The organism is Winogradskyella aquimaris (assembly GCF_042676105.1).
GTDB classification, from domain to species: domain Bacteria; phylum Bacteroidota; class Bacteroidia; order Flavobacteriales; family Flavobacteriaceae; genus Winogradskyella; species Winogradskyella aquimaris.
In genome coordinates this window covers 40,437-56,796 of sequence record NZ_JBHTJQ010000001.1, presented here as the reverse complement: position 1 = coordinate 56,796, position 16,360 = coordinate 40,437, and the positions used below count along the sequence as shown (strand labels likewise).

At 36.0% G+C, this 16,360-nt stretch carries 11 protein-coding genes; 7 read left to right on the top strand and 4 right to left on the bottom strand.

Translation table 11 applies throughout. The features are described 5' to 3' along the window. Positions 1-3 precede the first annotated feature (3 nt). Positions 4-1,827 carry an ABC transporter ATP-binding protein gene (locus tag ACFQ1K_RS00220; RefSeq protein ID WP_320556100.1) on the top strand — a complete coding sequence of 608 codons (1,824 nt, stop codon included), beginning with the start codon at positions 4-6 and terminating at the stop codon, positions 1,825-1,827. Here the strand turns inward: ACFQ1K_RS00220 and ACFQ1K_RS00215 are convergent. Continuing rightward, the gene (locus ACFQ1K_RS00215) at positions 1,824-4,202 is read right to left on the bottom strand and encodes a hypothetical protein (RefSeq protein ID WP_320556099.1); all 2,379 of its coding nucleotides are present in this window, start codon (positions 4,200-4,202) and stop codon (positions 1,824-1,826) included. The genes ACFQ1K_RS00220 and ACFQ1K_RS00215 overlap by 4 nt on opposite strands. Positions 4,203-4,587: 385 nt before the next feature. On the opposite strand from ACFQ1K_RS00215, the gene ACFQ1K_RS00210 reads away from it, so the two are divergent. Genes ACFQ1K_RS00210 through ACFQ1K_RS00200 form a run of 3 tightly spaced genes read left to right on the top strand, consistent with a single transcriptional unit; the run spans position 4,588 to position 6,125 of the window. Then, positions 4,588-5,130: an RNA polymerase sigma factor gene (locus tag ACFQ1K_RS00210; protein ID WP_320556098.1), complete on the top strand. Its 543-nt coding sequence runs from the start codon at positions 4,588-4,590 to the stop codon at positions 5,128-5,130. Between the two features lie 31 nt (positions 5,131-5,161). Continuing rightward, positions 5,162-5,662: a hypothetical protein gene (locus tag ACFQ1K_RS00205; protein WP_320556097.1), complete on the top strand. Its 501-nt coding sequence runs from the start codon at positions 5,162-5,164 to the stop codon at positions 5,660-5,662. Between the two features lie 10 nt (positions 5,663-5,672). Continuing rightward, on the top strand, positions 5,673-6,125 hold the full coding sequence (locus ACFQ1K_RS00200) for a sensor of ECF-type sigma factor (RefSeq protein WP_320556096.1): 453 nt from the start codon (positions 5,673-5,675) through the stop codon (positions 6,123-6,125). 28 nt (positions 6,126-6,153) lie between these two features. On the opposite strand, the gene ACFQ1K_RS00195 is transcribed toward ACFQ1K_RS00200, so the two are convergent. Then, positions 6,154-7,200, bottom strand: a complete 1,047-nt coding sequence (locus tag ACFQ1K_RS00195; protein ID WP_320556095.1) for a WD40/YVTN/BNR-like repeat-containing protein — start codon at positions 7,198-7,200, stop codon at positions 6,154-6,156. A gap of 179 nt (positions 7,201-7,379) precedes the next feature. Between ACFQ1K_RS00195 and ACFQ1K_RS00190 the strand changes: the two genes are divergently transcribed. The 3 genes from ACFQ1K_RS00190 (at position 7,380) to purL (ending at position 14,311) form a co-directional block, all read left to right on the top strand. Continuing rightward, positions 7,380-8,603, top strand: a complete 1,224-nt coding sequence (locus ACFQ1K_RS00190; RefSeq protein ID WP_320556094.1) for an RsmB/NOP family class I SAM-dependent RNA methyltransferase — start codon at positions 7,380-7,382, stop codon at positions 8,601-8,603. Further along, a complete protein-coding gene (locus ACFQ1K_RS00185; protein WP_320556093.1) occupies positions 8,600-10,510 on the top strand; it encodes an endonuclease in 1,911 nt (636 codons plus the stop codon). The genes ACFQ1K_RS00190 and ACFQ1K_RS00185 overlap by 4 nt, the downstream gene beginning before the upstream one ends. Before the next feature lie 138 nt (positions 10,511-10,648). Next, positions 10,649-14,311, top strand: a complete 3,663-nt coding sequence (gene purL / locus ACFQ1K_RS00180; RefSeq protein ID WP_320556092.1) for a phosphoribosylformylglycinamidine synthase — start codon at positions 10,649-10,651, stop codon at positions 14,309-14,311. 17 nt (positions 14,312-14,328) lie between these two features. Here purL and ACFQ1K_RS00175 read toward each other — a convergent pair whose 3' ends face one another. Then, the gene (locus ACFQ1K_RS00175; RefSeq protein ID WP_320556091.1) at positions 14,329-15,585 is read right to left on the bottom strand and encodes an L-lactate MFS transporter; all 1,257 of its coding nucleotides are present in this window, start codon (positions 15,583-15,585) and stop codon (positions 14,329-14,331) included. A gap of 40 nt (positions 15,586-15,625) precedes the next feature. Next, the gene (gene pflA, locus ACFQ1K_RS00170) at positions 15,626-16,339 is read right to left on the bottom strand and encodes a pyruvate formate-lyase-activating protein (RefSeq protein ID WP_320556166.1); all 714 of its coding nucleotides are present in this window, start codon (positions 16,337-16,339) and stop codon (positions 15,626-15,628) included. Positions 16,340-16,360: the final 21 nt, after the last annotated feature.

Below are 16,360 nucleotides of genomic sequence, written 5' to 3'. Positions count from 1 at the left end.
TGTATGAATTATTTTAAACAGATCATTGGCTTTGCCAAACCTTATAAAAGCTTCGCAGTTTTAAATATCATAAGTAATATTTTTTATGCGCTGTTTGGTACACTTGCCATGGTTTCGCTTTTTCCAATGCTTAATGTCTTGTTTGACAAAACAAAACAAATCAATACTAAACCAACATGGGAAGGCATAGGAAATGTTAAAGACTATCTTGAAAGTTATTTAAACTATTTTGTTACCCAAAAAGCCAGTGAAGGACACGACGACGTTCTTATTTTTATGGTTGTCCTTGTGGTGAGTATGTTTTTACTAAAGAACCTATTCAGCTATTTAGCCATGTACTTTATTACCTTTTTAAGAAATGGGGTTTTGAAGGACATTCGAAATGCACTCTATGATAAAGTTGTTGATTTGCCTATCGCCTATTTTTCTGAGAAACGCAAAGGTGACACCATTGCTAGAATCACAACAGATGTACAGGAAATACAAGTGTCATTTCTTTCTATTTTAGAGCTTATTGTAAGAGAGCCTTTAATGATTCTTTTTACTATTGTAACGATGTTTCTTATTAGCGCCAAGTTAACATTATTTGTTTTTATTTTTATTCCTGTATCTGGCTTTATAATTTCGAGAATAGGTAAAAGTTTGAAAAAACGCTCGGATAGAGTCCAAAGTGAGCAAGGTCAGTTATTATCCATTATTGAAGAGACTTTGGGTGGCCTTAAGGTCATCAAAGGATTTAACGCTCAAAAAATCTTTGGTGATAAATTTAACGATTCCACCAGTCGCTTTAACAAATTCTCCAATAACCTACTTCACCGACAAAACCTAGCATCACCCACGAGCGAATTTTTAGGAATCTTGGTTATTTCGGTTTTATTATGGTATGGTGGACAAATGGTTTTAAATGATGGTGATTTAGAGGCTGGTCTATTTATTGTTTATATGGGATTGGCATACAACATTCTAACACCTGCGAAGGCTATAAGTAAAGCGAGTTATAGTGTTAAAAAAGGAAATGCAGCAGCCGAGCGTGTTCTACAAATTTTAAATACAGAATCACCTTTGGCGGATGCCCCAAACGCCAAAATCAAAACCGATTTTAAGTCAGAAATCAAACTGAATAACATCTCGTTTAAATACGAAGATGATTTAGTACTTAAAAACTTTTCACTTACAGTATCAAAAGGAAAAAGTGTTGCCCTGGTCGGTCAGTCTGGAAGTGGAAAAAGCACCATTGCTAATTTAGTCACCCGTTTTTATGATGTTAATAATGGTGCTATTTCTATTGACGGTGAAAATATAAAAGGGCTTACAAAGCATTCGTTACGAAACTTGATGGGAATTGTAACACAAGATTCTATCTTATTCAATGATACCATTAAGAATAATGTACTTTTAGGAAAAGAAGATGCTAATGACGAAGAAATCATTGAAGCCTTAAAAATTGCTAATGCTTGGGAGTTTGTAAAAGATTTACCTCAAGGCATAAATACTAATATTGGAGATTCTGGCAATAAACTTTCTGGTGGACAGAAACAACGCTTAAGTATTGCACGCGCCGTACTAAAAAACCCACCTATTATGATTTTAGACGAAGCGACTTCTGCACTAGATACAGAAAGTGAACGCTTGGTACAGGATGCTCTGGAGAACATGATGAGAAATAGAACGTCCATCGTTATTGCACATAGGCTATCTACCATCCAAAATGCAGATCTTATTGTAGTAATGCAAAAAGGAGAAATTGTTGAGCAAGGTACCCACTCAGAACTTTTGGCCAAAAATGGCGCTTATAAAAAGCTGGTTGATATGCAGAGTTTTGACTAGTTTCTTTTAACCTGTTCTATTTCCATAAACGTTTTTCCACCAAATCCATCAATATCTACAGCATTGCTTTCAGCTCTTATTCTTACTTCAACTGTATCGGAAACTGCCAAAGCAACTAAACAATTTACTTGACGCATTACATCACCAACATTATGATGGTTATGAGTTGACTCAGCATAAAGTGTTCCATTAACATATATTGCTATTCCAAAATACCCCGTATTTGATTGTGCTGTAGTATGATAGCTTGCATTTACTCGATAGTATCCTGCACTTGCTGCCGTAAAGGTATTTGTTGCTGTGTTAAACTCAGCATTAGTATCAAAAATCTCATTATCAAAATCTATATTCACCCAAGTCGCACCTGTAGCAGACTGATTATAAGTACTCGATAAATTAACTCTAACAAGTGATAATGTAGAATTATCATTATTATCCACCCAATCCACATTACCTGCACCATCAGTTTGCATAATTTGGCCAGCTATACCATCGGAATCCGGTAAAATATAAGTATTAACTGCAGTTGTTCCAATAGAAACGTCACCTAAAAAATAACCTGCATAACTTCCAGCCTTTAATACTGAAGAATAGACGCCATAATGTGCACCACCAGCTGCGGAATCAAAGACATTATAAACTCCATATTTATCTTCTGTTGAGCTTGCTGTACTCGTTACTTGGTTATAAAGCCCATAAAATCGCTGAGTGCCACCTGAAACCAAATTAGCAGTACCATACATTTCTCCTAACGCACTTGTAAACTGATTGTAAGTACCATATTGGCTGCCATTTGAATTATTGTTAAAGATTGAAAATAATCCATAGTTATTACTTCCCGTGACAGTAAAACCGGAAAAATCATTATCGACCCCTTTTGTTTGTAAAGCCTCACTTCCTGAAAATTCATTTTTTACACCCGTCATTTCTGAAGCGGAACCCAAAAATTCATTATGACTTCCTGTTGCAGAAGCTGAACTAGTTGCAGCAGATAACGTACTGTGGACACCAGTACCCTCCGCTGAATTTGGAATTGTGATTTCATTTTCAATGGCAAATTTAAGTCCACCACCACCATTTAATTGATTAAAAAATCCGTAGTGCGTTCCGGCTCCAGTGGTCCCTATGCTTTGATAAATCCCATATTGATTAGACGTGGAATTCCCAGTCATTATAGTAAAGACCCCATAGTCAGTTGGGCTTAGTGAATCTGTTGAATCAAATATATTGTATAATCCATATCTATTGGCTGAATCTGACTGCACAAAATTATTGAAAACCCCTCTTTCAACTGTTGAAGATCCTGAAAATTCATTGTGTAAACCATAATATTCTGAACCTCCTAAACTTTCAAATCCATTAAATAAGCCTGTATTGTTACCAGTTCCTGAACCTCTAAAATAATTATGCCCACCATAAAGAAAACCCGAACCTTCTGATGATAACAAATTGTAAACACCAAACTGAGAGCCATTTCCACTTGAAAAATCTGTTCTATTAAACATCCCGTACAGTGTTGCATCAGAAGTAAATTCAAACGAACTAAAGACACCATATTTAGTACCAGTTGAAGTTCCAGAGAAAATAGTTGATATTCCTCGTTCTGATCCATTAGATGGATCGTTATAATTAAACTGATTTTGAACTCCAATACGCAAATTGCTTGTTGTGGGATCACTTCCACTTAAGCTATTCGATATACCAAAATGATTTCCCGTTCCACCATCAATGACATTGGAAACAGTATTTTTCAGTGAAGAATAATTACCTGACAGCCTATTCTCAACTCCATAGACTCCAAATCCTCCTCCAGAGAATATAGTATTGCGTAGACCATATATTTGATTAGCAATACCAGGATTTTGGGTTCCTGAAATATTATTATCTATAGCTACCCGATTGCCATCCACATCTCCAGTAACAGAAATATCGACAGCCTTGAGCCCAGTGTCTTCGGTGATATCTAACTTATAATCCGCAGTGACCTGCCCAATGCCAATATTCCCTTGTGTGTACATGTCATCATTAATATCGTCTGGTGCTGTCGTTGTACCTTCCTCATAAAAATCGGCATCGTCCACTTGTGCTTGTTGTATGGCTACCCATTGAGCGCCGTTAAAAAAGTAAAAGCCAACACCACTACCACCCGTAACTGCGCCATTGGTATTCCAAATCAATAAGCCTGTGGCTGGCGCATTAATTGGTACCGTTGCATCCGCAACATCTGTTAATGCAACACGAGGAACCAAAACCCCTTGGTTAGTGGCCGTAATGTCTAATACAGCCGAAGGGTCTGGAGTTGTAGTACCAACACCAACCTGGGCATAAATACAAAATGTGAACATTAGTGAAAATAGTAGAGCTGTAATTTTCATTGTATACTATATTTAAAATAAAGCGATTGAAGATACTATTTTTATAAATATTCTAAAAAAAATATAGAGATAATCCTAAATATATCAGTCTACTAGAAAGATAGAAGTGCATTAAAAAAGGGTGCACATTTGTACACCCTTCTCATAATTGCTACCAGATTTGGGGAAACTGATAACAGTTAATAGGTTAAGCTGTGTCAAACATATAACAAATAAATCTACAAAACAAGAAAATAATGCATTTTATCGTATTTTTTTGCTTTTTATCGACTTTTAAATATCTATACACCTGTCTATCAATTACTTAAACATTTGTTAGAAAATAATATTTTTTCGACTTTAAACTTTTAGTAGATTCACAGGTCTAAAAACCAAAAGCAATCACTTGATAAACGAGACAGATTTTATACTGCGCCTTAAGAACCCTACACATAAAGATGCGGCCTTTAGAGAACTTCTAGAGCTCTATAAAGAGCGTTTGTATTGGCATATCCGAAAGATTGTAATCTCTCATGACGATGCGGACGACGTCTTACAAAACACCTTCATCAAGGTGTATCGTAGTATTGATAAATTTAAAGGTGATAGTAAACTATACTCATGGTTGTATCGTATTGCCACCAACGAATCGATAACGTTGATCAATAGAAATGCAAAACGTAAGCAAATTAGTAATGAAGAATATCAAAACCTAGCCATAAACAATTTAAAAGCCGATGTCTATTTTGAAGGTGATGCAATTCAGCTGAAATTACAAAAGGCAATTGCCACCCTCCCTCAAAAGCAACAACTCGTATTTAACATGAAGTATTTTGATGATCTTAAATACAAAGAAATGGCAGAAATACTAGAAACCAGTGAAGGAGCTTTAAAAGCTTCTTACCATATTGCAGTAAAAAAAATAGAAAGCATTTTAACTTCATATTAAACCATTTTATTATTTTGAAGTCATAGTAGAAATGAAAAAAGAGAAATTACATAACATCAAATCCAACGGTTTTAAGGTACCAGACAATTATTTCGATACTGTTGAAGACGCTTTCTTTAATCGATTAAACAAAAAAGACAGTATTGAGGGAATTATTACAACTGGATTTAAAACACCCGAAGGCTATTTTGATTCTGTAGAGCATAACATAATTAGCAAACTCAATGATAAGCCAGTAATTAGCCTCTATAGCAGAAAGGCCCTATATTATATTTCTGGTATAGCCGCCTCATTAGTATTGCTATTCGCTATATTTATAAATAATGACAACAACACTGAAGATATATCCGCAGAAATGGTTACAACCTATTTTGAAAACAGTGACTTAGATAGTTATGAGTTAGCAGAACTACTTGCTAAAGCTGAGATTATAGATACCGATTTTAAAGTAATGGAAACGGACTTTAACGAAGAACACCTAGAATCTTACCTTTTGGAAAACACAGATATTGAAACCATTTTGCAACAATAATATTACAACCATGAAACGATTAATCCTCATATTGATTTTACTAACGAGCACATTGGGTTTTTCCCAACCAGGAAGTGAAATTCAGGAAAAAATAAAAGCTCAAAAAATTGCCTTTATTACAGATAAACTAGATTTAAGCTCAGAAGAAGCACAACAGTTTTGGCCAATATATAACGAATTTGAAGCTAAAGTTGAAACCATTAAATCTGAAGAATTAAGACCTTTAAAGAAAGAAATGCGCCAAGGCAATGTTAGCGATAAACGGGCAAATGAAATTTTGGAGAAACTTATGAAGGCAGAAACGGCTATGTTCGAGGCGAAACAAGAACTTTTAAATGATTTAAAAAAGGTACTACCTGCCAAAAAAATCATTTTGCTTCAGGTCGCCGAAGATCAATTTAATCAAAAGCTTTTAGATCGATTAAAAGAATTTAGGGAACGCCGACAAAAGCGACGTAACTAAATCAAAAGAGACCAATGCGGTCTCTTTTTTATTCCTTAAATATTAATTGACTTATACGACCTTGACCAGCTGCATAAGCCACCGAGTCATTTAAAAACCTGATTGTATAAAAACCTTCATCACTTAAATGCTTCCAAGTATCTCCCGAATCGTTACTATAATCTATGCCTTTAAAACCTACAACAACTAATTCCTTAGCATTAGAATTTGGCACATACTGTACACAACTTCTATAACCTGGTCCTTTGCCATTAGCTACCACTTCCCAAGATCTACCTCCATCTGCTGTTCTTATTTTATTGTTAAGAGTATCATTGGGCTTTGTGTAATCACCTCCAATGGCAAAACCATTGTTTTCATCATAAAAATCTAAAGAATACATCCCTGTAGTTACTTTGCCTTGAAGGATAGGTGTCTCAAAAACTTCCCATGTTTTTCCTTTATCTGGCGAATATAAAATCCGACTGGCCTTGCCGCCTGTAGCCACCCAAGTATGGACACCTACAATGGCAATATTGGTATCACTAGCGGCAAAAGCGGCTTCTCCCTCTTTGGCCTTTGGTAAATCATCACAAGATAATTTTGTCCACCTCTCACCACCATCTCTGGTAATAATAATGCTCATACAACTATCTGTTGGATCACCAATGGCAATACCTTCTTGATCGTTCCAAAAGTCCATGGAATCATAAAATGCTTTCGGGTGGGTTTCATAATAAACCAACCTTCCATCATAAAATAATTTAGCTGGACTACTAATTGATAAAGTGAATGTTTTATCTCCTTGAAATGCGATTGATCTAAAATTATTTGGAAGTAATGAATCTTCTGTTTGCAACCAATAATTACCCTCTTCAAAATAATTCATATATGATAAAATAGATCTTAATATCTTACCAGAAGAAGTAGCTACAACTACTCTACCTTCATTTATTTCTAAAGCCCTAACATTCAAAAGCGAATCTTGCAGCAAAGTTTCGATCTTAACCGTTGAAAAATTTCTTTGTTTTAAAGGCACTTCAGATTTACAAGAACACAAGCCTAACAGTAATAAACAAACTAACAATACTCTCATACTCTCAATTTTCCTTAAAAATAGAAAAGCTTTTTCATATTACCGAAGTGCTTTTCTGATAAACTCTTTATGCTCCCACTATTTAACCTTATTACTCCGTAAACCATAAAAAAGACTTAACATTCATTACAGTAGCACATCTCAACTTTTATAGTACATTTGCATGCTATTTTTTTGCAATGAGATTACACAGAAATTTATGTTTTGCGGTTATTGATGGTCTGCACCAAATCTTTAATGAAAACGAGTACGCAGATAAGGTAGTACAACAACTACTTAAACGAGATAAACGCTGGGGAAGTCGGGATAGAGGATTTGTTGCTGAGACTGTGTATGAAATCGTGAGATACCAACGCCTCTATGCAGAAATTGCGAATGTAAAAGCCCCTTACGACAGAGATAATCTTTGGAGGCTTTTTGCCGTTTGGGCAACACTTAAAGGCATTAAACTTCCGGATTGGAAATATTTTACTGAGACTCCTACCAGAAAAATAAAAGGTCGTTTTGATGAATTATCCAAAATTAGAAAGTTTCGCGAGTCCATACCAGACTGGATGGATGATCTAGGTGTTAGGGAACTAGGCGAAAAAATCTGGACTGAAGAAATGGCTATACAAAACGAGCAGGCAGATGTGATTTTGAGAGTCAACACCTTAAAAACCAACAAAAAAGATTTACAATTAAAATTACAATCTGAGGATATAGAAACTGAGTTTTTATCGGATCACCCTTGGGCTTTAAAACTCACAAAACGTGCTAATGTATTTAAAACCGAAGCTTTTAAAAATGGTTGGTTTGAAGTTCAGGACGCATCTTCTCAACTTGTTGCAGATTTTTTGGATGTAAAACCAGGTATGAAAGTTGTGGATGCTTGCGCAGGTGCTGGTGGAAAAACCTTGCACTTAGCATCGCTTATGGAAAATAAGGGACAGGTCATTGCTATGGATATTTATGAAAGTAAATTGAAAAAACTAAAAGTGAGGGCCAGAAGAAACGGAGTGCATAATATTGAATTGAAAGTTATTGACTCTACAAAGCCTATTAAAAAATTGTATGGCAAAGCAGATCGCTTGCTGATTGATGCACCATGTTCCGGTTTAGGAGTGTTGAGACGAAACCCAGATGCCAAGTGGAAACTAGAACCTGAGTTTATAGAAAACATTAAAAAAACACAATCCGAGGTATTGCAACAGTATTCAAAAATGGTGAAGAATGGAGGCAAAATGGTCTATGCCACTTGCTCTATTTTACCATCTGAAAACCAAAAGCAAGTTGAAAATTTTTTAAATTCGGAAGACGGAAAAGCATTTAAGCTTATAAAAGACAAAAAAATACTCGCCCATAAATCTGGTTTTGATGGATTTTACATGGCGTTACTAGAAAAGAAAACTGAAAATACATGAAACAATTTTACATTCTGATAATCGGTTTATTAATCACCTCAACTGTATTTGCCCAAATCCCATCGGGTTATTATGATTACGCGACAGGTACAGGTTATTCCTTAAAAACCCAATTAAAAAAAATCATCGATGATATAGATGACCCAGAGATTAGCAATGCTATTGAAGAACTGCATCAAGATCAAGGCTACAATGCCATGGATGGCTTCATTGCTTCTTTTGACTTAGATAATTACTATGAAACGGGAAGCAATACTATTTTAGACATCTATTCAGAAAATCCTAGTGGAACCGATCCCTATACTTACACACCTATATCTGACGAATGTGGTAACTATTCTGGCGAAGGCGATTGCTACAATAAGGAACATGTTATTCCAGCTTCTGTTTTCAACGATGCCACTCCAATGTATAGCGATGCCCATGAACTCTTGCCAACAGATGGACGAGTTAATGGTTTTAGAAGCAATTATCCCTACGGAGTTGTTGATGATAACCAGTTATTGAGTCAAGGCGGAATTTCTAATCCAACTCTAAACGGCAGTAAAGTCGGCAATAATTTGAATAGTGGTTATTCTGCCGGTTATACAGGTATTGTTTTTGAACCCATTGATGAGTTTAAAGGGGATGTAGCAAGAATCTATTTTTACTTTGCGACACGCTACGAAGATCAGGTAAGTGCTTGGAGTTCATTTGATATGTTTGATGGCAGTAATGATAAGGTGTTTACAGATACATTTTTGAGCATTTTACTCACCTGGCATAACAATGATCCTGTATCTCAAAAAGAAATCGATAGAAATAATAATATTTTCTACAACCATCAAAACAATAGAAATCCTTTTATTGATCATCCTGAATGGGTAAATGCAATTTGGGTTACAACCCAAGATACTGAAGCTCCATCTGACCCAACGAATTTGATAGCTTCAAACCCAACGGATAACACCATAGATCTGAACTGGACAGCGTCAACAGACAATATTGCCGTAGCATCTTATGATGTTTACATTAATGCTGCTTTCGCTTACAATACGGGAAACCCCAATACAAACACAACAGTAGCAGGCTTACTTCCTAATACAAATTATTGCTTTACTGTAAAGGCAAGAGATACTTCCAACAATGAGTCTGGATTTAGCAACCAAACTTGTGAAACTACAACAGATAACGGCTCTTCTGGAGGAGACATCGATATTTTCTTTTCAGAGTATATTGAAGGGTCTAGTAATAATAAGGTGTTAGAGATAGCCAACTTTACGGGCACTAGTGTTAACTTATCAAACTACACATTAAAGCTAAGTGCTAATGGTAATGCCTCTTGGGGCACACCATATTCATTTCCCGCTGGTGCTACGATTGCTAACCAAGATGTGTTCATAATTGCCAACGGTGGCTCTACGGTATGCACATCGGAATATGACGACCTCAACAACGCCATAACGTCATTTAATGGAAATGATGCTATCGGCTTATTTAAAAATGATGTACTAATTGATATACTTGGTGATTTTAATAGTAGTGCTAACTATGCCCAAAATACAACCTTGGTTAGAAAGCCCACAGTAGACAGGCCAACAACAACTTTTGATATTAGCGAATGGAACAGTTTTGGTTCTAATAATTGTGACGATTTGGGTACACACAACCAAACTTTAAACCTTGATAGTTATGCTGAAAACAAGGTATCATTTTACCCGAATCCGGTTAAATCGTATCTGACCATAAACATAGAAAATAATCAACCTGTAAAAATTCAAATTTTTGATATTTTAGGTAAGCAAGTCTTTAATAAAACTATATCGGACTCTGGACGAATTGATCTTCATAGTTTAAAAGCTGGAGTTTATATCATTACATTAACTCAGAACAATTCTACGATTAGCAAAAAACTGATAAAATCATAAATTAAAAAGCAGCTTTATGGCTGCTTTTTTGTTTAAAACTTGTTGAATAAGTTTTTCTTTAGCACTAAATAAATAGTATCATTTTGTCAAAATGAATTAACTTTGTGTTTTATTTTTCACACCAAACACAACACATAAATGATTCATTTCTTTGGAAACCAAAACAGCAAGGTTTTTGCTGTTCAAGCCACAAAAGAATTATCAACTGAAACCATTTCTAAATTGGTATGGTTATTTGGCAACCAGCCAAAAATAGAGGAAGCATCAATTGATGCTTTTTTTGTTGGTCCTAGAGCCGCTATGATTACTCCTTGGAGTACCAATGCTGTTGAAATCACCCAAAATATGGGGATTTTAGGAATTCTACGTATTGAGGAATTTACATCTGTTTCAGAAGATTTCAAAGGTTACGATCCAATGATTTCAGAGAAATTTAATGGTTTATCTCAAAATGTTTTTACTATAAATATTCAACCTGAAGCCATTCAGAATATTGAAGATATAGCAGCATACAACCAACAGGAAGGATTAGCGCTTAGTGAAGAAGAAATTGAATATTTAGAAAGTGTCTCTAAAAAAATAGGACGACCACTAACAGACTCTGAAGTATTTGGTTTTTCACAAGTAAATTCAGAGCACTGTCGTCATAAAATTTTTAACGGTACGTTTGTTATAGATGGTATAGAAAAGCCAACATCCTTATTCAAATTGATTAAGGAAACATCTAAGCAACATCCTAACGACATTGTTTCAGCTTATAAAGACAATGTTGCTTTTATTAAAGGACCTGTTGTTGAGCAGTTTGCTCCAAAGCGTGCTGATGTACCTGACTATTACCAAACAAAAGATTTTGAATCTGTAATTTCCTTAAAAGCAGAAACACATAACTTCCCTACAACAGTAGAACCCTTCAATGGTGCTGCCACAGGTTCTGGTGGTGAAATTAGAGACCGTCTTGCTGGTGGTAAAGGTTCTATCCCTTTGGCAGGAACTGCCGTTTACATGACTTCGTATTCGCGACTAGAAGAAGAACGTCCTTGGGAAAAGGCATTTCCTGAACGCAAATGGCTGTACCAAACACCCATGGATATTCTTATTAAAGCTTCCAACGGTGCTTCAGATTTTGGTAATAAATTTGGTCAACCACTGATTTGCGGTTCTGTATTGACCTTTGAACACCAAGAAGAAAATGACAAACTTGGTTATGACAAAGTCATAATGCTGGCTGGTGGTATCGGTTATGGTAAGGCTGACCAAGCGATAAAAGAAACGCCTAAAACAGGTGATAAAATTGTGATTTTAGGTGGAGATAACTATAGAATTGGTATGGGAGGTGCTGCTGTTTCATCTGCTGACACAGGTGAGTTCGATACGGGTATAGAGCTAAATGCCGTTCAGCGTTCCAATCCCGAAATGCAAAAACGTGCTGCTAATGCTGTACGTGGCATGGTAGAAAGTGATGAAAATTATATTGTTTCTATTCACGATCATGGAGCTGGTGGACATTTAAATTGTTTATCGGAATTGGTCGAAGATACTGGCGGACATATAGATTTAGACAAACTCCCTATCGGAGACCCTACCCTTTCGGCTAAAGAGATTATTGGAAATGAATCTCAAGAACGTATGGGATTGGTTATTGCTGATGAGCATCTTGAAACATTGCATAAAATTGCAGACAGAGAACGCTCACCTATTTATGATGTCGGTGAAGTAACTGGGAAACATCGCTTTACATTTGAATCTAAAACCAAAGGTGACAAACCAATGGATTTAGCTTTAGAAGATATGTTTGGCAGCTCTCCCAAAACAATAATGAAAGACATCACCATAAAAAAACAGTATTCGGGCATTACTTATAGCAAAGACAAATTTTATGATTATCTCGATCAGGTCTTACAACTTGAAGCTGTGGCATGTAAAGATTGGCTCACCAATAAAGTCGACCGCTGTGTTGGCGGTAGGGTGGCCAAACAACAATGTACTGGCCCACTACAGTTACCATTAAATAATCTTGGTGTTATGGCTTTGGATTTTAAAGGTAAAGAGGGTATCGCTACAAGTATTGGGCACTCACCTATTTCAGGACTCATTGATCCTATTGCAGGTAGTCGCAATTCCATTACCGAAGCGTTAACTAATATTATTTGGGCACCATTAAAAGATGGATTAAAAAGTGTTTCGCTTTCAGCCAATTGGATGTGGCCTTGTAAAAACGAAGGTGAAGATGCACGATTATATGAGGCAGTAAAAGCCGTCTCAGAGTTTGCTATAGAATTAGGAATCAATGTACCAACCGGTAAAGATTCCTTATCCATGAAACAAAAATATCCTGATGGAGATGTTATTTCACCTGGTACGGTTATCATTTCGGCAGCTGCTAATTGTAACGATATTACTAAAACGGTAGAGCCTGTTTTTCAGAAAAACAAGGGTGATATTTATTATATTAATGTATCTCAAGATAATTTTAAATTGGGTGGTAGCTCGTTTGCACAAATCAATAATAAAGTTGGGGAAACAACTCCAAGTATAAAAAGTGCATCGTATGTAAAAACAGTTTTTAATACCCTACAAAATTTAATTAAAGACGATAAAATCGTTGCAGGACATGATGTAGCTTCAGGTGGACTCATCACCACACTTTTAGAAATGTGTTTTGCGGATAATCATCTTGGTGCTGAATTGGATATTACTTCTTTATCTGAAAAAGACTCATTCAAAGTCTTGTTTGCTGAGAATTGCGGTATTGTTATTCAGTCTTTAGATGATAGTATTGAAAACACATTAACCGAGGCTGGTATTGATTTTCAGAACATAGGTAAAGTGACTAATGCTGATGTATTAGGTATTATTAATGGAAATGATGTATTTACCATGACCATCTCTCGTTTAAGAGACATGTGGTACAAAACCTCTTACCTACTCGACCAAAAACAAACCGCTAATGGTTTGGCTAAAACACGTTACAACAACTACAAGCAACAACCACTTCAATATACGTTCCCAAATCATTTTACGGGTAAATTACCTAATATTGATAACACTAAACCTAGACCTAAAGCAGCCATTCTTAGAGAAAAAGGAAGTAACTCAGAACGTGAAATGGCAAACGCTATGTATTTAGCTGGTTTTGATGTAAAAGATGTGCATATGACCGATTTAATCTCGGGACGCGAAACATTAGAAGACATTCAGTTTTTGGGTGCTGTTGGTGGTTTCTCAAATTCTGATGTATTGGGATCTGCAAAAGGTTGGGCAGGTGCGATAAAATACAACGATAAAGCAAATGAAGTCATTAAAAAATTCTTCGAGCGTGACGATACCTTGTCGGTAGGTATATGTAATGGCTGCCAACTCTTTATGGAGTTAGATCTTATCAATCAAGATCATGAACAACATGGTAAAATGGTTCATAATGATTCCCACAAACATGAAAGTTCATTCACTTCAGTAAAAATTCAAGAGAATAATTCGGTGATGCTATCGAGTTTAGCAGGCAGTCAATTAGGAGTGTGGATTTCTCACGGTGAAGGAAAGTTTCATTTACCATATTCTGAAGACAACTATCATATAGTTGCTAAATACGGGTATGGTGAATATCCTCATAACCCGAATGGTTCCGACTATAACACTGCAATGATGTGCGATAAAACAGGCAGACACTTAGTGACCATGCCACACATAGAGCGCTCTACATTTCAGTGGAACTGGGCGTATTACCCTAAAGACCGGAAAGACGAAGTTTCGCCATGGCTTGAAGCCTTTGTAAATGCTAGAAAATGGATTGAAAAGCATTAGCGTTACTAAAATTAATCTTAAGCCACTTTTATTTCACTAATTTTTGCCTTGTAAGCTTTGTTTACAGATCGCTTCATTAGTAACGAAACAATAAGTGCCACAACAAACAGTCCTGAAAATACCTTTAGTGTAATGTCTAAAGAACCTGTTGAGTGCTTTACTATGTCATAGATAGTTGGTCCTACAACACCTGCAAGTCCCCAACCAGCCAATATCATTCCGTGGATAGCACCCAACTGTTTTGTACCAAATAGATCACCTAAAAATGCTGGTAGAGTTGCAAAACCACCGCCATACATCGTAATCACTGTAAAAAGAATAAGCAAGAAAAGTAACTCCATTGTTATCTCAGGCAAGTAATAAAATGCCAATATCTGAAACACAAAGAACAGAATATAAACATTGGCTCTTCCTAAATAATCTGAAAGACTTGACCATAAAATTCTTCCAAATCCATTAAACACGCCAATCAAACCAACAACGGCTGCTGCTTCCATTGGACTGTAACTTAGCTTTTCTTGCATCATAGGACTTGCGGCTGCAATCACCGCTATACCACACGTGATATTGATGAACATCATAATCCACATGTAATAAAAGCGTGAAGATTTTAATGCCGCATTAGCCGTTATATTTGAAATATCCTCCTTAATAGTTTTACCCTCGCCTGGTTTAAAGCCATCTGGCAAATACCCTTCTGGTGGTTTTTCAATATATCGTGAAGACGATAAGATAAGTATCATATATATTGCTCCGAGAATATAAAACGCCATAGAAACACCAACAGATTCAAACAAAGATTGCATGACTGGCCCAAAGATTAATGCCGAAAATCCAAATCCCATTATTGCCATACCAGTCGCCAAACCACGTTTGTCAGGAAACCATTTTACCAATGTACTTACCGGTGTTATATAACCAAGACCTAGTCCAATACCACCAATCACTCCATAGCACAAATAAAATAAAGTTAATGACTCTAATTGTACGGCCAAACCAGAACCCAATATACCTATACCGTAAAACAATCCTGCTGCTGTACCACTAATTTTAGGCCCTACTTTTTCTACCCAGCGACCAAGAAATGCTGCAGATAAGCCCAATAGCAGAATTGCTATTTTAAATGCCCATTTAATAACACTGCCTTCAACATCAAAAATATCCTTTACAGGATTTGTAATAACAGAGTAAGCATAAACCGAACCAATTGAGATGTGAATTCCAACTGCAGAAAGTGCTATTAACCAACGGTTTTTTAATTTTTGAGTATTCATATCTAATTAGTTTTCATTTAAATAATTACTATTGCGTTTATCAATTAACCACTACAGATTTGAAATAGGGTCTTAAAATTTCCTTTGCAGTTTCAATTTCATTTTCGGTATTCTCTCTAGCATCTTTCAACTGATAATCCCAACCTAACTCCTTCCATTTATGAACACCAAGTTTATGGTAAGGTTGAATTTCTATTTTTTCTATGGATTGATAATCTTTGAACTGCTCACCCATGGACACTAATAATTCCGGATGATCTGTAATACCAGGAATTAAAACATAACGTAACCACATGGTTTTTTTTGAACGTTCTCTGTATTGCGAAAAATTGAATGTAGTCTGGTTATTCTTCATACCTGTGATATACTCATAGCCATCTTCAGTCATATGTTTAATATCCAGCATTACTAAATCCGTATACTTATCCATAAGCGCCTCTGCAAAATGATTAAGTATTCTACCATTTGTATCTAAAGCAGTATGAATGCCTTCTTCCTTCAATTTTTTGAATAACGGAATAAGTGCCTTTGCCTGTAATAATGGCTCACCACCAGATACTGTGACACCACCCTTTTTGCCGAAATATGACTTTGACTTTAAAATTAAATCAAAAAGCTCATCGACATGGTAAGGTTTACCACCTTCCATAGCAATAGTATCAGGATTATGGCAGTACAAACACTTTAATTTACAGCCTTGTAGAAAGATTACAAATCGTACTCCAGGACCGTCATGCGTACCAAAAGATTCAATGGAATGAACGTTTAATATGTT

Bases quoted from the DNA above. Each gene is read 5' to 3' on its own strand.
- ACFQ1K_RS00220 (WP_320556100.1), top strand. From the start codon at position 4: ATGAATTATTTTAAACAGATCATTGGCTTTGCCAAACCTTATAAAAGC.
- ACFQ1K_RS00215 (WP_320556099.1), bottom strand. From the start codon at position 4,202: ATGAAAATTACAGCTCTACTATTTTCACTAATGTTCACATTTTGTATT.
- ACFQ1K_RS00205 (WP_320556097.1), top strand. From the start codon at position 5,162: ATGAAAAAAGAGAAATTACATAACATCAAATCCAACGGTTTTAAGGTA.
- ACFQ1K_RS00200 (WP_320556096.1), top strand. From the start codon at position 5,673: ATGAAACGATTAATCCTCATATTGATTTTACTAACGAGCACATTGGGT.
- ACFQ1K_RS00195 (WP_320556095.1), bottom strand. From the start codon at position 7,200: ATGAGAGTATTGTTAGTTTGTTTATTACTGTTAGGCTTGTGTTCTTGT.
- ACFQ1K_RS00190 (WP_320556094.1), top strand. From the start codon at position 7,380: ATGAGATTACACAGAAATTTATGTTTTGCGGTTATTGATGGTCTGCAC.
- ACFQ1K_RS00185 (WP_320556093.1), top strand. From the start codon at position 8,600: ATGAAACAATTTTACATTCTGATAATCGGTTTATTAATCACCTCAACT.
- purL (WP_320556092.1), top strand. From the start codon at position 10,649: ATGATTCATTTCTTTGGAAACCAAAACAGCAAGGTTTTTGCTGTTCAA.
- ACFQ1K_RS00175 (WP_320556091.1), bottom strand. From the start codon at position 15,585: ATGAATACTCAAAAATTAAAAAACCGTTGGTTAATAGCACTTTCTGCA.